This window comes from Rhodococcus sp. B10, from assembly GCF_011770055.1.
Lineage (GTDB): Bacteria > Actinomycetota > Actinomycetes > Mycobacteriales > Mycobacteriaceae > Rhodococcoides > Rhodococcoides kyotonensis_B.
This window is the reverse complement of the sequence record NZ_JAAFYV010000038.1, coordinates 23,880-45,369: the sequence shown is the minus strand read 5'-3', so window position 1 is coordinate 45,369 and position 21,490 is coordinate 23,880. Positions and strand designations below refer to the sequence as shown.

The window sequence follows — 21,490 nt, the reverse complement described above, 5'->3', positions numbered from 1 at the left end:
TGGCGCCTGCGAGCCCGAGCGCCGGATCATCAAGCATGCGGTCGGCGTGAGAAGAATTCACGCGTCGCGCAGCGATGACGGGCATCGAACCCCAGGTGTCATCCGGTTGCTACCACGCGAGCGCCACTGCAGTGTCGTCCACTGCCGTGCCGCCCTGGGTCGAGCGTAAAGCGTGTTGGTGCGGTGTAGATGTGTCTTCGTGAAGCCTGTGTTGTGAAAGCAACCATCACGAGTATCCCATACCGAACGAAGTGAACCCGCCACGCCGCTCCGATCACTGGATCGGCGGCGTGGCGGGCGCGCTGGTACGACGACTCGATCGTCGGTGCGACTCGGTCAGGGAAGCTCGGGGAACCACAGCGCGATCTCGCGTTCGGCCGACTCCACCGAGTCGGATCCGTGCACGAGATTCTGCTGGCCGTCGAGAGCGAGGTCGCCACGAATGGTTCCGGGAACCGCCTTCTCGACCGGATCGGTACCGCCTGCGATCTGGCGGAACGCAGCGATGGCCCGCGGACCTTCGAGCACAGCCGCGACGACCGGTCCGGATGTGATGAAGTCGAGGAGCGCCGGGAAGAACGGCTTGCCCTCGTGCTCGGCATAGTGGGCACTGGCCAGCTCGAGCGTCACAGGCTTGAGCTCGAGTGCTGCGATGCTCAGTCCCTTCTTCTCCACGCGGCCGAGAATTTCCCCTACGTAGCGGCGGGCGACTCCGTCGGGCTTGATCAGTACAAGGGTGCGTTCGGTCACGACTGACGACAGTAGTGGACGAAAGCGTGGCCGATTCGGTCAGTCCCTCTGTCCGTAGAGCATGCCGCGTTCGATCCGACGGGTGATGTCGCGGCGGAGGTAGATCAGGTAAGCCCAGACCGCACCGAAGACGACACCGACGATGCCGATCGACAGGTGGATGAACACCCCGGCCAGGACGAGCGCCTGAAGGATCAGGTTGATCTGCATCGCCTGCGGACGCCCCTGCACTCCTGGCGCAAGCATCAACAGAATCGCGACCCCGACTATGTACGTCGTCGAGAACCAGCTCAGCCCGCCGCCGACCGTCGCGACGACGGGCAGCGCCAGCAGCACGACGATGGCTTCGAGGATCAGCGTGCCCGAGCACACACCGCGGAATCCCTTCCACGGGTCGTTCGCCGGCGGCTTGAACTGTGCAGGTTCCGTGCCGTCGCTCATATCGGTTCCTTTCCGAACAATGTCCTGGCCGCCCCCGCGGTCACGACCGAGCCGGTCACCACCACACCGGCACCGGACACGGATTCACCCGGGTCGGCCACCTCCTCGGCGAGACCGATCGCGGTCTCCAACGCGTCGGGCAGCGTGGGCGCGACGACGACGCGCTCGTCACCGAATTTCGCGACGGCGATGTTCGCGAGGTCGTCGACGTCCATCGCCCGCGGGGATCCGTTGTGGGTCACGACGATCTCGTCGAAGACGGGCTCGAGCACCGTCAGCATCTGCTCGACGTCCTTGTCCCCCATCACGCTGACGACGCCGACCAACTTGCGGAAGTCGAATTCCGCGGACAGCGCCTGCACGAGGGCGCGTGCCCCGTGCGGGTTGTGTGCGGCGTCGAGAAAGACCGTCGGCGCGTTCCTGACTCGTTCCAGCCGGCCGGGATTGACGATCGACGCGAACGCAGCGCGGACGATGTCCTCGTCGAGTTGACGATCCGCACCGGCCCCGAAGAACGCCTCGACCGCGGCGAGCGCGAGCGACGCGTTGTGCGCCTGATGCTCGCCGTGCAGCGGGAGGAATACGTCGGTGTAGACCCCGCCGAGCCCCTGCAGTTCGAGCTGCTGACCGCCGATCGCGATACGTCGGCCGAGCACACGGAACTCGCTCCCTGCCCTCGCCACAGCCGCGTCGGCCTCGACGGCAGCACGTAACAGCACGTCGGCCACCTCCGGCTTCTGCTCGGCGATGACCGCGACGGTGTCGCGTGGTACCAGCCGCTCGGGAGCCTTCTTGATGATCCCGGCCTTCTCTCGCGCGATTCCGGCGAGATCGCTGCCCAGAAATTCGACGTGATCGATATCGATGGGCGTGATGACGGCGATCTCTCCGTCGACGACGTTGGTCGCGTCCCACCGACCTCCGAGTCCGACCTCGATCACACCGACCTCGACGGGGGCTTCGGCGAACGCCGCGAACGCCATGGCCGTCGTCACCTCGAACTTGCTCATCCGTGGCCCGCCCGCAGCCTGGGACTGGGTGTCGATCATCTCGACGAACGGCGCGATCTCGTTGTACGTGTCGACGTACAGCCGCGGCGAGATCGGCTTGCCGTCGATGCTGATCCGCTCCGTCGCGAGCTGCAGGTGCGGGCTCGTGGTCCGGCCGGTGCGACGGTGAAAGTGCGTCAGCAACGCGTCGATCATGCGAGTCACCGACGTCTTGCCGTTGGTTCCGGCGACGTGGATCGACGGGTACGCCTTCTGCGGCGAGCCGAGAAGATCCATCAACGCCGCGATGCGAGCGGTGCTGGGCTCGATCTTCGTCTCGGGCCACCGCTTGTCGAGCTCGGCCTCCACGAGGGCCAGCTCGGCCATGTCGACCGGGCTGGGCTCCCCTCGCCTGGAATCGTCTCGCGGCGAGCCGGATTCGCTCACTTAGCTTCCCATCGCTTCGAGGCGGGTGTTGATTCGTGCGATCTCCTCGGTGGCGATCTGCTGACGCGTACGAATCTTGTCGACGACGGCGTCGGGCGCCTTGGCCAGGAAGGCCTCGTTTCCGAGTTTGGCCGTCGTCTGGGCCAGTTCCTTCTCCGCGGCCGCCAGATCCTTGACCAACCGAGCACGCTCGGCGACGAGGTCGACGGTGCCCGACGTGTCGAGTTCGACGACGACCGTCGCCTTCGACAGGCGCACCTCGACCGATGCCGTGGCGGTGAACTCCGCGTCCGGCTCGGTGAGTTTCGCTTGTGCACGGGTGGCCGCCACCTGATCGATCAGGTCAGCCTCGTCGATGCCGACGAGTTTCGCGGCAACCTTCTGCGACGGCTTCAACCCCTGGTCGCTGCGGAACCGTCGCACTTCGGTGATGAGCTTCTGCATGTCCGAGATGCGCTGTGCCGCAATCTCGTCCACGGCGACGCCGGTGGCCTCCGGCCACGACGCGACGACGACGGACTCGCCGCCGGTCAGCACCTTCCACAGCGTCTCCGTGACGAACGGGATCACCGGGTGCAGCAGACGCAGCAGCGCGTCGAGGACGTTGCCGAGCACTGCGCGGGTGTGTTCGCCGTGGCTGTCGTCGCCGAACTGGACCTTGGCGATCTCGAGGTACCAGTCGCAGACCTCGTCCCACGCGAAGTGATAGAGCGCCTCGCACGCCTTGCTGAACTCGTAGCGCTCGAACGCTGCGTCGACCTCGGCACGAACCTGTTCGAGCCGGTCGAGGATCCAGCGGTCGGCATCGGTGAGCTCGGAGCGGTCCGGAAGTGCCGCGGGCGCAGCACCGTTCATCAATGCGAACTTGGTCGCGTTGAACAGTTTGTTCGCGAAGTTGCGCGAGGACTGCGCGTGATCCTCGCCGACCGACAGGTCCGCGCCGGGATTGGCGCCGCGAGCGAGGGTGAACCGCAGCGCGTCTGCGCCGAAGCGATCGACCCAGTCGAGCGGATCGATACCGTTGCCACGGGACTTGGACATCTTCTTGCCGAACTGATCTCGCACGAGGCCGTGCAGGAAGATGTCCTGGAACGGCACCGTGCCGCCGTTCGGACCTGCGGTCACCGACGCGTCCTGCGACACGTAGGTGCCGAACATCATCATGCGCGCGACCCAGAAGAACAGGATGTCGTAGCCGGTGACCAGCACCGACGTCGGGTAGAACGTCGCGAGGTCGTCGGTCGCATCGGGCCAGCCCATCGTCGAGAACGGCCACAGGCCGGACGAGAACCAGGTGTCGAGAACGTCGGGATCCTGCTCCCACCCCTCGGGGGCCGTCTCGTCGGGGCCGAGGCAGACGGTCTCACCGTTCGGGCCGTACCAGATCGGGATGCGGTGACCCCACCACAGCTGGCGCGAGATGCACCAGTCGTGCATGTTGTCGATCCACGCGAACCAGCGAGGCTCCTGGCTTGCCGGGTGAATCACGGTGTCCCCGTTGCGCACTGCGTCACCGGCAGCCTTGGCCAGTCCGTCGACCTTGACCCACCACTGCAGCGACAGCCGCGGTTCGATCGATTCGCCACTGCGTTCGGAGTGACCGACGCTGTGCAGATACGGCCGCTTCTCCGCGACGACGCGTCCCTGCGCGGCGAGCGCCTCGCGAACCTTGACACGAGCCTCGAAGCGGTCGAGACCGTCGAATTCCGTTCCGGTGTCGGCGATTCGGCCCGCCTTGTCCATGATGGTCGGCATCGGCAGGTCGTGTCGCAGACCCATCTCGAAGTCGTTGGGGTCGTGCGCAGGCGTGATCTTGACTGCGCCGGTACCGAATTCGGGATCGACGTAGTCGTCGGCGATGATCGGGATCTGCCGACCGGTGAACGGGTGCTCGAGCGTGGTGCCGATGAGGTGCTGGTAGCGCTCGTCGTCCGGATGGACGGCGACGGCGGTGTCACCCAGCATCGTCTCGACACGGGTGGTCGCGACGATCACGTGGGGCTCGTCGTCGTTCAGCGAGCCGTACCGCAGCGAGACCAGCTCGCCTTCGACGTCCTCGAACTTGACCTCGATATCGGAGATCGCCGTCTGCAGCACTGGAGACCAGTTGACGAGACGCTCGGCGCGGTAGATGAGACCGTCGTCGTACATGCGCTTGAAGATCGTCTGGACCGCGCGCGACAACCCGTCGTCCATCGTGAAGCGTTCGCGACTCCAGTCGACGCCGTCGCCGATTCGGCGCATCTGCCCGCCGATGGTGCCGCCGGACTCACGCTTCCAGTCCCACACCTTGTCGACGAAGAGTTCGCGGCCGAAGTCTTCCTTGGTCTTGCCGTCGGCGGCCAGTTGCTTCTCGACGACGGTCTGCGTCGCGATGCCCGCGTGGTCCATGCCCGGCAGCCACAGCACCTCGAAGCCCAGCATTCGCTTGCGACGGCTCAGCGCGTCCATCAGTGTGTGGTCCAGCGCGTGGCCCATGTGCAGGCTGCCGGTGACATTGGGCGGCGGCAGCACGATCGAGTACGGCGGCTTCCCACTGGTCGGGTCGGCCGCGAAGTAGCCGGCATCCACCCAGCCCTGGTACAGATCCGCCTCTACCGCGCTGGGATCCCAGCTCTTGGGCAGGTTGTCGGCGGGAGACTCGGGGCGCTCTGATGCTGAACTGGTCACCCGACGATTCTAGTAGTCGCGCCGAGCGCCTCCCGCTCGCCCTTCATCCCAACGATTCGGGCAACGCCACCGTCTCTCCCAGCACATGCTCGGCGAGGAACGAGAAGACCACCTGGTACCAGATCGTGGCGTGCTGGGGTGCGAGCACCCAGTGATTCTCCGACGGGAAGTACAGCAACCGGTGGTCCGTCCTGCCCTCGTCGTCGGCAGGCAGTCCCGATTCGCTGAGCAGCTCGTACCAGAGCCGCAACCCCTCGCCGATCGGTACGCGATAGTCCTTGTCACCGTGGATGACCAACATCGGAGTCGAGATGTCCGCGACGTACAGATGCGGCGAGTTCTCCACCGCCATCTCCGGCGACATCTCGCGCTGCCAGTAGTACGCGACGTCGGTGGTCGGTCCGAACTGATCGAGCGCCCACAAGCTCGCATGCGTGACGATGCCGTCGAAACGATCGGTGTGGCCCGCGATCCAGTTGGCCATGTAACCGCCGAACGAGCCGCCCATCGCGGCTGTGCGAGTCTCGTCGATGTCCGAGCGCGCGACAGCGGCGTCGGTGACGGCCATCAGGTCGGTGAACGGTTCGCGGCCCCAGCGTCCCCACCCTCGCTGGACGAAGTCCTGACCGTAGCCCGTCGAGAGCGCCGGGTCGGGTAGCAGCACGGCGTATCCCTTGGCGACCAGCAGCCACGGGTTCCAGCGCCACGACCAGGTGTTCCACGATCCGAGCGGTCCACCGTGGATCCAGAGCAGCAGCGGCGCCTTCGCACGGTCCGACGCGTCGGGCGGCAGCGCCAGCCACGCACGCACCCGTGTGCCGTCCTCCGTACGCGTCTCGATCTCGGTCAGCGTGCCGGGCACGTCGGGCAGCGACACCGCCTGCAAAGGCCGTAGCTCCCCGGTCGACAGAGTTATCCGGACGGGATGCGGCGGCTGCGTGTACGACGCCTCGAGCGCGAACACCGACCCGCCGGTGGTCGTCTGCACGTGCGTGTATGCGGAGTCGGTGTCGGTCAGCCTGGTCACCGATCCGTCCCGGACCACGAAGATCGGGGCTCGGCCGTCGTCGTCGGCGACGACGAGTACACCGCTACCGTCGCGCAGCCACACCGGATCTCGCGGCCACCGATCCCACCCGGGCGCGAGATCCGAGATCACTCCGCCGTCGAAGTCGTACTGCTGCAGCGTCGTTCGCGGTGCTTCCTCGGGAGTCGTCACCGTCTCGCGCACGAACACGACACTCGACCCGTCCGGGGAGATCGCGGGCGAGCCGACATCGGCGTCCGCGTCGTCGACGAGGACGGTGCGCTCCCCCGACGCCACGTCGATCCGGACGAGGACGGTGCGTGCCACCGCGAGCGCGCCGGGCACCGTCCACGTCGTCACCACGAAGGTGCCGTCGGGACTGACGTCGTACGACGCCTCCTGCAGAGCGTGACCGGCGTTCGCGGTGATGCGGCGCATCTCGCCCTCCACCGGGCCGGCGAACAGATGCGGGGTGGCCGGGCCGAGATCGTGGTCCCAGTACCGCACGGGATAGCCCGAATGCAGGATCGCGTCGACTTTGCCGTCCTTGCGCAGAGTGCGTAGACGCTCGTCCTCGTCGTCGGTGGTCGCCGACGGAAGCACGTTCGACGACGCCACGATCCGTCCGGCCGCCAGACGCAACCCGGAGAAGCCTGCGCCGCGCTCGGCGACGACCTGTGCCTCACCACCGCGTGCGGGCAGGGACCAGATCGCCGAGGACTTCTCGTCCTTGGACGCGTGACGCAGGAAGAAGAGATCGCCCGACTCGCCGAATACCGGGCCGCTCTCGCCTGCCTCGCCGAACGTCAACCGGCGCGCCTCGGACTGCCCGGACGGGTCGACGTCCCACAGCGCACCGACGTAACACGCTGCCGCAGAGTCGAGTTGGGACACTGCGACGACGACGCGCGATCCGTCCTCCGTCACCGCCAAGTCGGTCACGCGCGGCGCAGCCACGTACTGGGCGAGATCGTCGAAGATGCCGTCTGACACTGGTACGCGCTCCTGAAGGGTCGAACTGGATTACGGCCGAACCGATCCTACGACGAGCCTGTGACAGCCGGCGCCTTCAGGAGCCGCCGCTCAGCTGGGACCGAGCTCCTCACGCAACTGAGTCAACGTCCGAGCCAGGATGCGGGACACGTGCATCTGCGAGATACCCATGCGCTCGGCGATCTGCGTCTGCGTCATGGACCCGAAGAACCGGAGGATCACGATCTGACGCTCACGCTCGGGAAGCTTCTCGAGTGCCGGTCGGACGGTGAGGTAACTTTCCATCTTCTCCAGCTCGGGATCATCCTCGCCGAGCGTGTCCATCAGCGGAAGCCGATCGTCGCTGACGACCGAATCCACCGAGACCGTCTGGTACGCACTGCGCGCCAACAGAGCCTGCGAGGCCTCCTTGACGTCGATGCCCAGCTCGGCCGCGATTTCACTCGCCGTCGGGGCACGTCCCAGTTTCTGGGAGAGCGTTCCCACCGCGCCGGAAATCATCGAGTTCAGCTCTTTCATGCGGCGCGGAACACGCACCGACCATCCCGCGTCGCGAAAATAGCGACGAGCCTCGCCCATGATCGTCGGGACGGCGAACGACACGAAGTCCGAACCGCGTTCGATGTCGAATCGATCGACGGCGTTGACCAAGCCGAGCCGTGCGACCTGCAGAAGATCCTCGTGCGCCTCCCCGCGTCCGCCGAATCGACGGGCGATGTGTTCGGCCAGAGGTAGACACCGGGTAATGATGCGATCCCGCAGCACCTGTCGCTGCGGTGAATCCTTGTCGAGCGCCTGCATCTCCTGGATGAGGGGCACGACTTCTTTGTAGTCGTCCGACTGACGCCGACCGGACTTCTCGTACGGCGCAGGCACTAGATGGTGCTCCTCCGCTTGATCACGTCGACGGCGACGACGTGTCCTCCGTCGACATCGTCGACGGTCAGCGCGATGGAATCCGTCAGAGTCTGCAGGACGTGCCAGCCGAAGCTGTCCTGCTTCGGTAGCTTGCCGGTCTGCACGGTCGACGTCGTGGCGATACGGATGCCGCTGTCACCGACGACGAACGAACACGACAGCTCTGCCCCGGGCACCGCACCGGCGATCAGTTCCGAGCAGACCTCGTCGACGACCAGCTTGATGTCGGCGATGTCGTCGAGCGTGAAGTCCGACAGAACCGCAAGGGTTTCGGCAACGGCACGAACGACGGGAAGCTGCGCGGCGTCGGCGATCACCCGCAATTCGACCGGTGCGCCGGAATCTCGTTCCAGCTCTTCGATCTTGCCGACGCCAGTCATCCGCGCTCCCTATCAGTTGTTTCGCATGTACTCAGACCGAGGTCGAACTCCATTTCGACCGGACCAAGGATACCCAGGCATTCGCAGTTCAATCCCGCGCGGCTCTGCGGTCCGCTCGCGCGACGACGGCAGAAGCGGGCGAACAGGCGCAAAACGTCCCCGTCCCAACCGGGGGGAGGCGTGGACGGGGACATCCGCGACCGTGACCCGGGGCAGGTACGCGGACGCTGGTGCCCCAGAGTAGTCCTGCCCCCAGGGGCGGACGAACCCGATTCGATAACGAAACTCTTGTCGACCGGACGGCACGCGGCCGTACGAGGTGACGGCGGGCTCCCGTACTGGCACGATCGAGAGGTGGACTACACGGAGCGATTGCGGGAACTGGCGGGGCGATGCGGCATCGGAGCGTCCTACCGAGGATGGGACGACGTCGAACATTCGGTATCCGACGCGACACTCCGCGCGATCCTCGAGGCCAGGGGCATCGCGGCGACCGACGAGGACGACGTCGCGCGCTCGCTGGACGATCTCGACACCGCACCGTGGCGTCGCATGTTGCCACCCGTTCTCGTCACGATCGCGGGAACGACGGCTCGCGTCGAAGTTCATGTGCCGCACGGGGATCCGCTGTCGGTGCACCTCGTCACCGAGACGGGGGTCCGTGTCGAGCTCGAACAACTCGGAGTATGGGTCGACCCACGTGAGGTCGACGGCACACTCGTCGGCCGGGCCACGTTCGAGATCCCCGCAGACATCCCAGCCGGTTGGCACACGGTCACGGCTGCGAGCGACCCGGGAAACGGCGAGGTGACGACGTCGCAGTGTCCGCTCGCCGTGACACCCGAGCGCTCCACGGCGAACGACGCGATCACCGACCGTCAGCGGTACGGCCTTCTCGCGCAGCTGTATTCGCTGCGATCGAACCGCTCGTGGGGAGTCGGCGACTATGCCGACCTGGCCGACACCGCTTCGATCGCGGGGCGAATCCACGGGTTCGATTACCTCCTCGTCAACCCACTGCATGCGGGGCGTCCGAATCCGCCCGTCGAGGCGTCGCCGTACCTGCCGTCCACGCGACGGTTCTTCGACCCCATGTACATCAGGGTCGAGGACATCGAGGAGACCGCGTATCTGTCGCCCGAGAAGTACGCCAAGGTCCGGAGGTCGGCGTCGGAATTCACCAAGGCGAACAAGCGAATTCGACGCATCGACCGCGACCCGTCGTTCCGAGCGAAACTCGGTGCGCTCGAACGTGTTCATCGTGTCGAGCGGTCGGCGTCACGTCAGGCGGCATTCGAGTCGTTCTGCGAGCGCGAGGGGTCCGGACTCGAAGACTTCGCGCTCTGGTGTGCCCTCGCGGAGAAACACGGTCCGAACAGCAAAGTCTGGCGTGACAGTGCAGCCCACCCGCGGACCGATCACGCGACGGCCCAGCGCACGAAACTGGCCGACCGGATCCACTTTCACATGTGGCTGCAATGGATTTGCGACGAACAGCTGAGCCGCGCGCAGCGCGCCGCGCTCGACTCGGGCATGGATATCGGCGTCGTCCACGACTTGGCCGTCGGCGTGCATCGACACGGAGCCGACGCCTGGACGCTCGGTGACGCCTTGACGTCCGGGGTCACCGTGGGAGCGCCGCCGGACAACTTCAATCAGCAGGGCCAGAACTGGAATCAGCCTCCGTGGAACCCGGATCGGTTGCGCGAACTCGGATATGCGCCGTATCGAGACATGCTGCGCACCGTGCTCCGGCATGCAGGAGGCGTTCGCGTCGACCACATTCTCGGTCTGTTCCGCCTGTGGTGGATTCCCGAGGGGGCGACGTCGGCTGCCGACGGCGCGTACGTCACCTACGACCACGAGGCACTCATCGGGATCCTGATCCTGGAAGCGGAACGTGCCGGTGCCGTCGTGGTGGGTGAGGATCTCGGGGTCTTCGAACCGCTGGTGCAGGAGTACCTCGGTGGCCGCGGTCTGTTCGGCACGTCGATCCTGTGGTTCGAGAACGACGAAGGAACGCCCATTCCGCCGGAGGATTACCGACGCCTGTGCTTGACGTCGGTCACCACCCACGACCTGCCGCCGACGGCCGGATACCTGCGCGGCGAACACATCGCGCTCAGATCACGGCTGGGGCTTCTCGAACGCGACCTCGACGAGGAGACCGCACGGGACACCGCGGCTCGCGAGGCCGTCCTCGACCTCGCGCGACATCGAGGACTGCTCGCCGACGACGCGTCCGAGCAGGAGACAATCGAGGCGTTGCACCGTCTCGTCCGGCTCAGTCCGTCGGTGCTGATCGGTGTCGCACTCGTGGACGCCGTCGGCGAGAACCGCATTCAGAATCAACCGGGAACGGACGAAACCCAGTACGAGAACTGGAAGGTCCCTCTCGCCGACGACAAGAAGAAGGCCGTCTGGGTCGACGACCTCGTCGATCATCCGAGGTTGGTGTCGCTAGTCGAGGCGCTTCGCACCCGTGCGTGAATCGTCGGACCCTGGGCCAACTATCCGCGCACGGGTCGCGTAGCGGCATACTCGAACGATGGGACGCATCACGACGCGACGGCCAGTAGTACGCATCCGCGGGATACACGAGACCAGCCGTCCCGACACGCTTGTCGTCGAAGAACCCCTCGAGATCCGCGTCGACGGCAACCCGTTGGCCGTCACGATGCGCACGCCGGGCCACGATGTCGAACTCGCTCACGGGTTTCTGCTCACCGAGGGCATCATCGGCAGCCGCGACGACATCGCGATAGCCCGGTACTGCGACGGCGTCGACGACGAGGGGCAGAACACCTACAACGTTCTCGACATCACGCTCGCCGACGGGGTCGCACCACCCCAGCCGGGCGTCGAACGCAACTTCTACACGACGTCGTCGTGCGGCGTGTGTGGCAAGGCATCGCTGGATGCCGTTCGGCTGAAATCGGTTCACTCCCCCGCGTCCGACGACGTGCGGGTCAAGGCGTCGGTGCTGACAACCATGCCGACGACGCTGCGTGACGCCCAGAAGGTGTTCGAATCGACGGGCGGATTGCACGCTGCAGCGCTGTTCGACCGCGACGGCCGGATGCTGGTGGTCCGCGAGGACGTCGGCAGGCACAACGCCGTCGACAAGGTGGTCGGCTGGGCGGTCGGCGAAGGCCGAGTGCCGCTTCGAGGAACGGTTCTGATGGTCAGCGGACGAGCATCCTTCGAACTCGCACAGAAGGCCGTCATGGCCGGGATACCCGTGCTCGCTGCGGTGTCGGCGCCCTCGTCGCTCGCCGTCGACCTGGCCGAGGAATCCGGACTCACCGTCGTGGGGTTCCTCCGCGGCGAGAACATGAACATCTACTCGCGCGCCGACCGCATCGAACGCTGAACATACGACGAGACCCGGCCGTCCGTGGACGACCGGGTCTCGGGGTGTAGGTGACTACGCCGACTTGTCGCGACGCTCGCGCTCCGGCTTGCGCGGAACGATCGTCGGGAGGACGTTGTCGTTGACGGTCTCCGACGTGACGACGACCTTCGCGACATCGTCACGGCTCGGGATGTCGAACATCACCGGGTTGAGCACCTCTTCGAGGATCGCCCGCAGGCCACGAGCGCCGGTGCCGCGGAGGATCGCCTGGTCGGCGATCGCTTCCAACGCATCCTTGGTGAACTCCAGCTCGACGTTGTCCATCTCGAACAACCGGCTGTACTGCTTCACGAGCGCGTTCTTCGGCTCCGACAGGATCGTGACCAACGAGTTCTTGTCGAGATTGGTGACCGACGCGACCACCGGCAGACGGCCGATGAACTCCGGAATCAGACCGAACTTGATCAGATCCTCGGGCATGACCTCGGCGAAGTGATCCTGCGTGTCGATCTCGGCCTTGGATCGGACCTCGGCACCGAAGCCGAGGCCGCGCTTTCCGACGCGGTCCGACACGATCTTCTCGAGGCCGGCGAACGCTCCGGCCACGATGAAGAGGACGTTGGTCGTGTCGATCTGGATGAACTCCTGGTGCGGGTGCTTGCGTCCACCCTGAGGCGGAACGCTGGCCTGCGTACCTTCGAGGATCTTCAGCAGCGCCTGCTGCACGCCCTCGCCGGAGACATCACGCGTGATCGACGGGTTCTCGCTCTTGCGGGCGATCTTGTCGACCTCGTCGATGTAGATGATGCCGGTCTCGGCGCGCTTGACGTCGTAATCGGCAGCCTGGATCAGCTTCAACAGGATGTTCTCGACGTCCTCACCGACGTAACCCGCCTCGGTGAGCGCGGTGGCGTCGGCGATCGCGAACGGCACGTTGAGCATCTTGGCGAGCGTCTGCGCCAGATACGTCTTGCCGCAGCCCGTCGGGCCGAGCATCAGAATGTTGGACTTGGCCAGTTCGACGCTCTCGCCGCGCGTGTCACGAGCCTTGTCGCCGGCCTGGATGCGCTTGTAGTGGTTGTAGACGGCCACGGCCAGCGTGCGCTTGGCGGTGTCCTGGCCGATCACGTAGTTCTCGAGAAAATCCCGAATCTCGGAGGGCTTCGGCAGGTCGTCGAGCTTGACCTCGCTCGATTCCGCGAGCTCCTCCTCGATGATCTCGTTGCACAGGTCGATGCACTCGTCGCAGATGTACACACCCGGCCCCGCAATGAGCTTCTTCACCTGCTTCTGGCTCTTACCGCAGAAAGAGCATTTCAGCAGATCGCCACCGTCACCGATGCGTGCCATTCGGAGGTTCCTACTTCCTTGTCCGCGTTCGACCGGCGAACACCCCTACCGGGTACTGCGCCGGCCGTGTGCAACTTCTCGATCCACAGCGTTCGAGCGATGACACGATGAGCCATAGCTTTCGAGCCCTGATGCGACCGTACCCGTGTTCGTCGAACATGGGCGAGTTGTTTCCGGTGATTCGCCGACGAATCCGAGAAGTACTCGATTCGAACGACCCCACCTCATTCACTGCCATACCGACCATCGAATCGCAGGCCCCCGACTGTTACGTCGACCCGGCCTGCGATGGGTGCGGTGCCGAGTGGAACGAGCTCCGGTCCACTCGGCACCCGCAACGGTCTTCGCGAAGATACCTGTTCGGTACTACTTCTGTGCCGACAACTTGCGGTAATCGAACACGGTGTCGATGATTCCGTATTCCTTCGCCTGCTCGGCGGTGAGGATCTTGTCGCGATCGGTGTCCTTGCGGATGACGTCGGGATCCTTACCGGTGTGGCGGCCGAGCGTCGTCTCCATCAAGCGACGCATGCGCTCGATCTCGGCGGCCTGGATCTCGAGGTCCGAGACCTGACCCTGGATTCCACCACTGGCGGGCTGGTGAATCAGCACGCGGGCGTTGGGCAGTGCGGCACGCTTGCCCGGCGTTCCCGCTGCCAGCAGAACTGCCGCAGCCGACGCCGCCTGACCGAGGCACACCGTCGCGACGTCTGCTCGGACGTACTGCATGGTGTCGTAGATCGCCATCAGCGACGTGAACGATCCACCCGGCGAGTTGATGTACATCGTGATGTCGCGGTCGGGGTCGAGCCCCTCGAGCACGAGCAGCTGCGCCATGATGTCGTTGGCCGACGCGTCGTCGACCTGGACCCCGAGGAAGATGATGCGCTCCTCGAACAGCTTGTTGTACGGGTTGGACTCCTTGACGCCGTAGCTGGAGTGCTCGACGAAGGACGGCAGGATGTACCGCGAGGACGGCATCTGATTCGGGTCGAACAAGTTTGTCATCGTTTCTCCATGAAGTGAGTGATCGTGAGGGACGAGCGGCTCCTGATCAGGAGCCGGTGCCGCCTGCCTGCCGCGCGCGCGAGATGACGTGGTCCACGAAGCCGTACTCCTTGGCCGCTTCTGCGGTGAACCAGCGGTCACGATCGGAGTCCGCGGTGATCTGCTCGACGGTCTGTCCGGTGTGCTGAGCGATCAGCTCGGCCATTTCCCGCTTCGTGTGAGCGAACTGCTCCGCCATGATGGCGATGTCACTGGCGCTACCACCGATGCCCGCCGACGGCTGGTGCATCATGATGCGGGCGTGCGGAAGGGCGTAGCGCTTTCCCTTCGTACCTGCCGACAACAGGAACTGGCCCATCGAGGCCGCGAGTCCCATGCCGTAGGTGGCAACGTCGCATTCGGCGAATTCCATCGTGTCGAAGATGGCCATACCCGCGGTGACCGAACCACCGGGAGAGTTGATGTAGAGCGAGATGTCGCGGGTGGGATCTTCGGCCGACAGAAGAAGGATCTGTGCGCAGAGCTTGTTGGCGATGTCATCGTCGACCTGAGTACCGAGGAAGATGATGCGCTCGCGAAGCAGACGCTCGTACACGGAGTCACTGAGATTCAGGCCGGAAGAGGCCGAAGTCATGACGGGACTCTGCTGGTGCGAAGCCGCCGGATTCTGAACAGTCACGGTACCTGCCTTTTCCATACGATCGTTGGTTCCTGATACAGACACTAACGAAAGACGGCGGCCCCGGAGTCCCGGAACCGCCGTCGTTCGCTGTCAGCGTTACTTCTCTTGTTCACCCTCGGAAGAATCGCCTGTTGCAGGCTCTTCGGCTTCCGCGGGGCTTCCGAAGAGCTCGGAGGTGTCGATGTCCGCACCGGCGGTGTCGGTCACCTTGACGCGGTCGACGACCGACGCGAGGGCCTTGCCGCGACGCACGTCCGCGAAGACTGCGCCCAGCTGGTTGGCCTGCTGCACCTGCTGGATGAACTGCTCGGGCGACATGCCGTAGCGCTGCGCCTGGAAGATGATCCGCTCGGTGAGCTCGTCCTGGCCGACCTCGGTCTTCTCGGCTTCGGCGATGGCGTCGAGCAGCAGCTGGGTGCGGACCGACTTCTCGGCCGTCTCCTTGACGTCCTCGTCGAACTCTTCACGGCTCGATCCCTGCGACTCGAGCAGCTCGGCGAGCTTGGCCTCGTCGTGGTCCAGACCGTGGATGGCCTCGTGGACCTGGTTGTCGACCTCGGCCTTGACGACGGCCTCGGGCACCGGAACCTCGACGGTCTCGAGCAGCGTCTCGAGCACCTTGTCGCGGATCTGACCGGCTTGCTCGACCTTCTTCACGCGCTCGACGCGCGTCTTCAGGTCGGCGAGGAGCTCGTCGAGCGTGTCGAACTCGCTGGCGAGCTGAGCGAACTCGTCGTCGGCCTCGGGGAGCTCGCGCTCCTTGACCGACACGACCTTGACGGTGACGACGGCTTCCTTGCCTGCGTAATCGCCTGCGACGAGGGTCGACGTGAAGTCCTTGGACTCGCCGGCTGCGACACCGACGATGGCGTCGTCGAGGCCCTCGATCAGCTGACCCGAGCCGACCTCGTGGGACAGGCCCTCGGCCGACGCCTCTTCGACGGTCTCACCGTCGACGGTGGCCGACAGGTCGATCGACACGAAGTCACCGGTCTGGACCGCACGCTCGACGCCCGTCAGGGTGCCGAAGCGCTGACGCAGCGACTGCAGCTGCTCGTCGACGGCCTCGTCGGTGATCTCCAGCGGGTCGACGGTGACGCTGATGGTCGAGTAGTCCGGAAGCGTGATCTCGGGGCGGATGTCGACCTCGGCGGTGAACGTGAGTTCTTCGCCGTCCTCGATCTTGGTGATCTCGATCTCGGGCTGGCCGATGACCTTGATCTCCTCGGCCGTCACGGCCTCCGAGTAGCGAGCCGGGAGAGCGTCGTTGACGACCTGCTCGAGCACGGCGCCACGGCCGACGCGTGCTTCGAGGAGCTTCGCCGGAGCCTTGCCCGGGCGGAATCCGGGGAGACGGATCTGCTGCGCGAGTGCCTTGTATGCGCGGTCGAAATCAGGCTTGAGCTCCTCGAAGGGCACCTCAACGTTGATACGGACTCGCGTCGGGCTGAGCTGCTCGACGGTGCTCTTCACGGGACATGCTCCTTCTGGTGGTCTTGCCTCTGCTGTCGGACCGGCTCACCGTCGACGGCGAACCGTTCACGCGGACGCCGCTGGATCCGTTCGGACCCCGCGGCCTTCTGTCGGGGTGACAGGAATTGAACCTGCGACCCTCCGCTCCCAAAGCGGATGCGCTACCAAGCTGCGCCACACCCCGTCGTACTGCTCCGCACGCTGCGGCTTCCCGCACGACAACGGAAACCTCGTGCGAACACCGTCCAACCTACAGGCACCATTGAACAGCAGACGTCGGCGGTACCCCACACAGGGCCACCGTTTCCGTCTCGACAGACTCTACATGCAGGCGGTTTGTAATCTCGAAGCCGCATTATGTAGAGTTTCGAATCGCAAGCAACGGGGATCACCGATCCACCGACTGCTCGCACGCCGATGTAGCTCAATGGTAGAGCCCCTGTCTTCCAAACAGGCTACGCGAGTTCGATTCTCGTCATCGGCTCATCGAAAGGCCCGGTCCGCACCTGCGGACCGGGCCTTTTTCGTTGCCCTCCTGCCGGCATCGAAGCACCATCCATGCCGCCCAGCGGCTGTGGCGTGCCATCGATGCCGGGCCAGGCCTAGATTCGGACGCCGTCGTACAGCGCCCGCCCCACCGCCTCGTCGCCGACGACGTCCAGAGTCTCGAACGGCCGGCGGCGCCACACCGTCAGCAACAGGTCCTGCGCCGATCCACGCAGTGCCACATCCCCTTTGCGATGCTCACGAGTGACGGCAACGGCGTCCCCGGTGAAGTCGACGAACAGCTCCATGTCCGTTCCGTCGTCGGTGTGCAGATGAATCGTGCGCCCGCGCAGGTCCGGCACACGCTCCAACGGCACACGCGTCAGGAACGCCTCGGCCCATTCCGCAACGCCGTCGGCGGCCCCGGCAGGGTCGGCTGCGTCGGGCTCCGCTCCCCCGCGTGCGTGCACGGCGTCCTGCGCGTCGAAGCGGTGGACGGTCACCTCGTGCAGCTGCCGACGAATCCAGTAATCGGCCGTCCCCTCGCCTGCCCACGTCGCCACCGGCTGCTGCAAGTCGACGCGTCGGAAGTCGTCGAGCATCGCCGCGGCAGCCTCGGCGTAGTCGTCGAGCACCGCGGGACCACGTTCTGGTTTGTCTACTGCTGCAACGACTTTCGCCATGCCGTCGGCCGCAGGCGCGGACAGTGCCGCGCGCGCCATCCGGTGGACGAAGGTCACATGCCTGACCAGTTTCTCGACCGTCCAATCCGGCATCGACGGGACCGGTGCGCTCGCGTCGTCCAAGGACAGTGACCCCATGCGGGTGCATTCGGCGGCAAGTAGATCCAACTGTTGATCAGGTGTCATACCGGCGATCCTGGCACTGTCACGTCACCGGAGCGAGGATATCCGCCGCGTAAACTCGATAGTGTCCGATTTGTCCGACGGGGTCGCGGTGATCGTCCGCCCCCGGAAGAATCCCCGGAAGGGGTCACAGTGGAAGCATTGTTACTCGTCGTCATCGTCGTCGCGGCAGTCGTCTATCTGGTCATGCGCAGCCAGAAGAACTCCGCAGCCCGGACGGCGAGCACGCTGGAAGACGCGAAGGCGGATGCGCGACAGTCGATCGAACGTCTCGGCGGCCAGATCTACAACCTCACCGGCACCGACACCGCGTCGAAGCAGGCTCTGGCCGACGCGTCGGAACGCAACATCGCCGCAGGATCTCAGATCGATCAGGCGAAGACCGTCGAACAGGCTCGTCTGGCGAAGCAGACCGCACTCGAAGGCCTGTACTACATCCGTGCGGCACGGCTCGCGATGGGCATGGACCCCGGACCCGAAATTCAAGGCATCGACGGTCAGCGCTCCGCAGGCCAGGTCACCGAGGATCGCAAGGTCGACTTCGAAGGCAGGCAGGTCGAGGCGTCACCGAACCCGTCCGACCGGACACCGAACTACTACCCCGGCGGCAAAGTCGCGGGTCGCCCGGTACCGGCGGGCTGGTACTCCGAGCCCTGGTGGAAGCCCGCGCTCGTCGCAGGCGCCTGGGGCGTCGGTTCGATGTTCCTTTTCTCCGCGATGTTCTCGGGCATGGCCGGAGTCGGATACGGCGAACAGGATTTCGCGAGCGGAGCCGGCGACGGGTCCGAAGGCGGCGGAGACTTCGGCGGTGACTACGGCGACGGCGGAGGCGACTTCGGTGACGGCGGTGGTGATTTCGGCGGCGGGGACTTCGGTGGAGGCGACTTCGGTGGAGGCGACTTCGGCGGCTTCTGACGAAGCGGAGTCTGCGCAGCGACTCGGCACTACAGCTAGTTGGCTTGACAGACCGGACACCAGAACAAGTTTCGCCCCTGCATAACCGAATGCAGAATTTCGGTTCCACAGATTCGACACGGACGCCCCGCCCTGCGATACACGTAGGTGCGGGGCCGTTTCGGTCCGTAGCCCGCTTCCCCGTGATCGTCCTCGGGACGGATCGTGATGATCTTTCCGCGTCGCACACCGATTTTCATCAAGTCGACGAGGTCGATCCAGAGCGCGTCCCATTCGGACCGGTCGACGTCCTTCCCCGGCCGCATCGGGTTGATCTCGTGACGGAACAGGATCTCGGCCCGGTAGACGTTTCCGACGCCTGCGAGGACCTTCTGATCCATCAACAAGCCGCCGATGGCGGTGCGGGACTTGGAAATTCGAGCCCACGCCTTGTCGGGATCGGCATCCTTCCTGATCGGGTCGGGCCCGAGTCGAGCTTTCAGGTTCTCGACCTGCTGCTCGGTGTAGATCTCGCAGGCCGTCGGACCACGGAGGTCGGTTCCGTACTCGTCGCCCACCATCCGCATTCGGACTGCACCGACCGGATCGGCAAGCGGCACAGCATGTTCGGTGAACTTGCCGTACAAGCCGAGGTGGATGTGCACGATCAGATCGGACTCGTAGTGGTGCAGCAGATGCTTGCCCCAGGCCTCGGCCTTCTCGAGCACGAGTCCGTCGACGAGCGCGGCACCGGAGGTGAACCGTCCCTGAGGACTGCTCACCGCGACCGGTGCCCCGCCGAACCGTCGCCCGTGCAACCGCGCCAGGCGGTGCAGGGTATGCCCTTCCGGCACAGTTACGCAGGCGTCGACGAACCGTCGAACTTCTGGCCGCCGGGCACGTCGGGAGCGTCACCCGAGCGCTCGTACTCGGACAGGATGTCGATGCGTCGTTGGTGACGCTCCTCGCCGGAGAACGGAGTACCGAGGAACGCGTCGACGATCGCGAGGGCCTCCGGCAACGTGTGCATGCGTCCGCCGATGCCGATCAGCTGGGCGTCGTTGTGCTCGCGGGCGAGTGTGGCCGTCTCGACGCTCCACGCCAGCGCGCAGCGAGCGCCGGGAACCTTGTTCGCGGCGATCTGCTCGCCGTTGCCGGAACCACCGAGCACCAAGCCGCGGCTGCCGGGATCGGCCACCACGCGGCGGGCTGCGTCGATGCAGAACGCCGGGTAGTCGTCGACGGGGTCGTATTCGAAAGCACCACAATCGACGGGCTCGTGCCCGGTCTTCGTCAGGTGTTCGATGATCTGGTTCTTGAACTCGAGTCCGGCATGGTCGGCACCCAGGTATACGCGCATGCCTAGAGTCTGACAGGTGGATGTGCGCGCGGGGAACGCGGTCGCCGGAGTGGACGGCGCCAAGGGTGAGTGGGTGGTCGCCCGGTACGACGGGCGACGCGTCGAGTGGTCCGTGGCCGCCGACGTGGACGAGGTTCTGCGCGCGACGGAAGACTGTTCGGCCGTGGGTGTGGACATGCCGTTGTCGATGCCCGAGAAGGGCGTCCGCGTAAGCGAATCCGAGGCAAGAGCATTCCTCGGGCCGGCGCGTTCGTCGATCTTTCACACGCCGGTGCGCGCCGTCCTCGACACCGATTCGTACGAGAACGCGTGCGCAATCTCTCGGTCCCTCACAGGCAAGGCGATCAGCAAGCAGACGTGGTACCTGATGGCCGGGGTGCGGGCGTGGAATGCAGCGACTTTCGACGTCGAACGCGTCGTCGAGGTGCATCCCGAGTGCGCGTTTCGGATGATGGCGCCGGACACGGTGTTCGTGTCGAAGAAGTCGGCACGCGGAGCGGGACAGAGACTGGCCGCCCTCGGAACCTGGCTCGATCTCCGAGAACTGGCCGCCGGTCTCGCGCAGTTGCCCGTCGGTCCCGTCGTCGACGACGCCGTGGACGCAGCGGCGGCCGCGTGGTCGGCGTGGCGGTTCAGCCGCGGCGAGCACCGGGTGTTCGGAACCGTCGTTGCGACGGATCGCATCGTCGCCTGATGGAACTCGTGCGTGCGAATGTATAGCGGGGTATACATTCGCACGCACGAGCGGCGAAGCCGCCTAATCGAACTCGGGATCCTCGTGGCGCGTGCGCTTGAGCTCGAAGAAGTGCGGGTACGACGCGAAGATCACCGACGCGTCCCACAATTTGCCTGCCTCTTCGCCGCGCGGAATACGCGACAGAACCGGCCCGAAGAACGCGACTCCGTTGACGTGGATCGTCGGCGTTCCGACGTCGTCGCCCACCTTGTCCATGCCGGCATGGTGACTCGTGCGGAGGGCCTCGTCGTAGTCGGTGCTGTCGGCAGCCTCGGCGAGCTCGGCAGGCAAACCGACCTCGGCGAGCGACTGTTCGACGACCTCGGTGAAGTCCTTGTTGCCTTCGTTGTGGATCCGAGTGCCCATTGCCGTGTACAGGGCCGGGAGGATCTCGTCGCCCTTCTCCTGCGCGGCTGCGATCGCGACGCGGACGGGTCCCCAGCCCTTCTTCATCAGGTCCGCGTACTGCTCGGGTAGGTCACGTCCCTCGTTCAGCACTGCGAGCGACATGACATGGAAGTTCACGTCGATGTCGCGAACCTGCTGGACCTCGAGAATCCATCGCGAGGTGATCCAGCACCAGGGGCACAGCGGGTCGAACCAAAAGTCGGCGGTGTCCTTCTGTGCACTGTCGGTCACGTCCATCTCCTTCGTCCAAGGGTTCG

19 protein-coding genes and 2 tRNA genes are annotated in these 21,490 nt (G+C 65.4%); 5 read left to right on the top strand and 16 right to left on the bottom strand.

Features of this window, described 5'->3' with window-relative positions; translation table 11 throughout:
• Window positions 1–336: 336 nt before the first annotated feature.
• The 7 genes from ndk to RhoFasB10_RS21560 form a co-directional block, all read right to left on the bottom strand.
• On the bottom strand, window positions 337–750 hold the full coding sequence (gene ndk / locus RhoFasB10_RS21590; protein WP_167678484.1) for a nucleoside-diphosphate kinase: 414 nt from the start codon (window positions 748–750) through the stop codon (window positions 337–339).
• Between the two features lie 39 nt (window positions 751–789).
• Entirely contained in the window at window positions 790–1,191 is a 402-nt protein-coding gene (locus tag RhoFasB10_RS21585; RefSeq protein WP_114332703.1) for a DUF4233 domain-containing protein, read from the bottom strand.
• Complete coding sequence (locus tag RhoFasB10_RS21580) at window positions 1,188–2,567, bottom strand: folylpolyglutamate synthase/dihydrofolate synthase family protein (protein WP_167678496.1); 1,380 nt, start codon at window positions 2,565–2,567, stop codon at window positions 1,188–1,190. The genes RhoFasB10_RS21585 and RhoFasB10_RS21580 overlap by 4 nt, the downstream gene beginning before the upstream one ends.
• 60 nt (window positions 2,568–2,627) lie before the next feature.
• Window positions 2,628–5,297 carry a valine--tRNA ligase gene (locus RhoFasB10_RS21575; protein ID WP_068423759.1) on the bottom strand — a complete coding sequence of 890 codons (2,670 nt, stop codon included), beginning with the start codon at window positions 5,295–5,297 and terminating at the stop codon, window positions 2,628–2,630.
• A gap of 43 nt (window positions 5,298–5,340) precedes the next feature.
• On the bottom strand, window positions 5,341–7,317 hold the full coding sequence (locus RhoFasB10_RS21570; RefSeq protein ID WP_068423761.1) for an alpha/beta fold hydrolase: 1,977 nt from the start codon (window positions 7,315–7,317) through the stop codon (window positions 5,341–5,343).
• Between the two features lie 90 nt (window positions 7,318–7,407).
• Window positions 7,408–8,193, bottom strand: coding sequence for a SigB/SigF/SigG family RNA polymerase sigma factor (locus RhoFasB10_RS21565; protein WP_068423763.1), 786 nt, complete (start codon window positions 8,191–8,193; stop codon window positions 7,408–7,410).
• A complete protein-coding gene (locus RhoFasB10_RS21560) occupies window positions 8,193–8,615 on the bottom strand; it encodes an anti-sigma factor (protein WP_068423765.1) in 423 nt (140 codons plus the stop codon). Before RhoFasB10_RS21560 ends, RhoFasB10_RS21565 begins: the two co-directional genes overlap by 1 nt.
• Before the next feature lie 354 nt (window positions 8,616–8,969).
• Between RhoFasB10_RS21560 and malQ the strand changes: the two genes are divergently transcribed.
• Together malQ and fdhD are read left to right on the top strand one after the other, a co-directional pair.
• The gene (gene malQ, locus RhoFasB10_RS21555; protein ID WP_167678482.1) at window positions 8,970–11,105 is read left to right on the top strand and encodes a 4-alpha-glucanotransferase; all 2,136 of its coding nucleotides are present in this window, start codon (window positions 8,970–8,972) and stop codon (window positions 11,103–11,105) included.
• Between the two features lie 58 nt (window positions 11,106–11,163).
• The gene (gene fdhD / locus RhoFasB10_RS21550; RefSeq protein WP_068423767.1) at window positions 11,164–11,988 is read left to right on the top strand and encodes a formate dehydrogenase accessory sulfurtransferase FdhD; all 825 of its coding nucleotides are present in this window, start codon (window positions 11,164–11,166) and stop codon (window positions 11,986–11,988) included.
• Between the two features lie 54 nt (window positions 11,989–12,042).
• Here fdhD and clpX read toward each other — a convergent pair whose 3' ends face one another.
• The 5 genes from clpX to RhoFasB10_RS21525 form a co-directional block, all read right to left on the bottom strand.
• Window positions 12,043–13,320, bottom strand: a complete 1,278-nt coding sequence (gene clpX, locus RhoFasB10_RS21545; RefSeq protein WP_068423769.1) for an ATP-dependent Clp protease ATP-binding subunit ClpX — start codon at window positions 13,318–13,320, stop codon at window positions 12,043–12,045.
• Between the two features lie 366 nt (window positions 13,321–13,686).
• The gene (locus tag RhoFasB10_RS21540) at window positions 13,687–14,328 is read right to left on the bottom strand and encodes an ATP-dependent Clp protease proteolytic subunit (protein WP_068423770.1); all 642 of its coding nucleotides are present in this window, start codon (window positions 14,326–14,328) and stop codon (window positions 13,687–13,689) included.
• Window positions 14,329–14,374: 46 nt separating this feature from the next.
• Entirely contained in the window at window positions 14,375–15,025 is a 651-nt protein-coding gene (locus RhoFasB10_RS21535; protein WP_084423645.1) for an ATP-dependent Clp protease proteolytic subunit, read from the bottom strand.
• A gap of 81 nt (window positions 15,026–15,106) precedes the next feature.
• Window positions 15,107–16,483 (bottom strand): trigger factor, encoded by a 1,377-nt coding sequence (gene tig, locus RhoFasB10_RS21530; RefSeq protein WP_167678480.1) that lies wholly within the window; start codon window positions 16,481–16,483, stop codon window positions 15,107–15,109.
• A 110-nt stretch (window positions 16,484–16,593) separates the two neighbouring features.
• Window positions 16,594–16,667, bottom strand: a tRNA-Pro gene (locus RhoFasB10_RS21525).
• A 229-nt stretch (window positions 16,668–16,896) separates the two neighbouring features.
• On the opposite strand from RhoFasB10_RS21525, the gene RhoFasB10_RS21520 reads away from it, so the two are divergent.
• Window positions 16,897–16,967 (top strand) — tRNA-Gly (locus RhoFasB10_RS21520).
• A gap of 118 nt (window positions 16,968–17,085) precedes the next feature.
• Here the strand turns inward: RhoFasB10_RS21520 and RhoFasB10_RS21515 are convergent.
• Window positions 17,086–17,838 carry a maleylpyruvate isomerase N-terminal domain-containing protein gene (locus tag RhoFasB10_RS21515; protein ID WP_068423774.1) on the bottom strand — a complete coding sequence of 251 codons (753 nt, stop codon included), beginning with the start codon at window positions 17,836–17,838 and terminating at the stop codon, window positions 17,086–17,088.
• A 183-nt stretch (window positions 17,839–18,021) separates the two neighbouring features.
• On the opposite strand from RhoFasB10_RS21515, the gene RhoFasB10_RS21510 reads away from it, so the two are divergent.
• Window positions 18,022–18,750: a hypothetical protein gene (locus RhoFasB10_RS21510; protein WP_068423853.1), complete on the top strand. Its 729-nt coding sequence runs from the start codon at window positions 18,022–18,024 to the stop codon at window positions 18,748–18,750.
• A 35-nt stretch (window positions 18,751–18,785) separates the two neighbouring features.
• On the opposite strand, the gene RhoFasB10_RS21505 is transcribed toward RhoFasB10_RS21510, so the two are convergent.
• Both RhoFasB10_RS21505 and RhoFasB10_RS21500 read right to left on the bottom strand, forming a co-directional pair.
• Entirely contained in the window at window positions 18,786–19,583 is a 798-nt protein-coding gene (locus RhoFasB10_RS21505; RefSeq protein WP_068423776.1) for a DNA-formamidopyrimidine glycosylase family protein, read from the bottom strand.
• A gap of 2 nt (window positions 19,584–19,585) precedes the next feature.
• Window positions 19,586–20,089: a ribose-5-phosphate isomerase gene (locus tag RhoFasB10_RS21500; RefSeq protein ID WP_068423778.1), complete on the bottom strand. Its 504-nt coding sequence runs from the start codon at window positions 20,087–20,089 to the stop codon at window positions 19,586–19,588.
• 16 nt (window positions 20,090–20,105) lie between these two features.
• Between RhoFasB10_RS21500 and RhoFasB10_RS21495 the strand changes: the two genes are divergently transcribed.
• Complete coding sequence (locus tag RhoFasB10_RS21495; protein ID WP_254303463.1) at window positions 20,106–20,783, top strand: DUF429 domain-containing protein; 678 nt, start codon at window positions 20,106–20,108, stop codon at window positions 20,781–20,783.
• 63 nt (window positions 20,784–20,846) lie between these two features.
• Here RhoFasB10_RS21495 and RhoFasB10_RS21490 read toward each other — a convergent pair whose 3' ends face one another.
• Window positions 20,847–21,470: a DsbA family protein gene (locus RhoFasB10_RS21490; RefSeq protein WP_068423780.1), complete on the bottom strand. Its 624-nt coding sequence runs from the start codon at window positions 21,468–21,470 to the stop codon at window positions 20,847–20,849.
• Window positions 21,471–21,490: the final 20 nt, after the last annotated feature.

What these genes read in the sequence shown, in the direction of transcription:
- RhoFasB10_RS21510 (WP_068423853.1), top strand. Translation starts at nt 18,022, where the DNA reads ATGCGCAGCCAGAAGAACTCCGCAGCCCGGACGGCGAGCACGCTGGAA.
- RhoFasB10_RS21580 (WP_167678496.1), bottom strand. Translation starts at nt 2,567, where the DNA reads ATGGCCGAGCTGGCCCTCGTGGAGGCCGAGCTCGACAAGCGGTGGCCC.
- RhoFasB10_RS21535 (WP_084423645.1), bottom strand. Translation starts at nt 15,025, where the DNA reads ATGGAAAAGGCAGGTACCGTGACTGTTCAGAATCCGGCGGCTTCGCAC.
- fdhD (WP_068423767.1), top strand. Translation starts at nt 11,164, where the DNA reads ATGGGACGCATCACGACGCGACGGCCAGTAGTACGCATCCGCGGGATA.
- RhoFasB10_RS21585 (WP_114332703.1), bottom strand. Translation starts at nt 1,191, where the DNA reads ATGAGCGACGGCACGGAACCTGCACAGTTCAAGCCGCCGGCGAACGAC.
- RhoFasB10_RS21540 (WP_068423770.1), bottom strand. Translation starts at nt 14,328, where the DNA reads ATGACAAACTTGTTCGACCCGAATCAGATGCCGTCCTCGCGGTACATC.
- RhoFasB10_RS21490 (WP_068423780.1), bottom strand. Translation starts at nt 21,470, where the DNA reads ATGGACGTGACCGACAGTGCACAGAAGGACACCGCCGACTTTTGGTTC.
- RhoFasB10_RS21515 (WP_068423774.1), bottom strand. Translation starts at nt 17,838, where the DNA reads ATGACACCTGATCAACAGTTGGATCTACTTGCCGCCGAATGCACCCGC.
- RhoFasB10_RS21500 (WP_068423778.1), bottom strand. Translation starts at nt 20,089, where the DNA reads ATGCGCGTATACCTGGGTGCCGACCATGCCGGACTCGAGTTCAAGAAC.
- clpX (WP_068423769.1), bottom strand. Translation starts at nt 13,320, where the DNA reads ATGGCACGCATCGGTGACGGTGGCGATCTGCTGAAATGCTCTTTCTGC.
- RhoFasB10_RS21560 (WP_068423765.1), bottom strand. Translation starts at nt 8,615, where the DNA reads ATGACTGGCGTCGGCAAGATCGAAGAGCTGGAACGAGATTCCGGCGCA.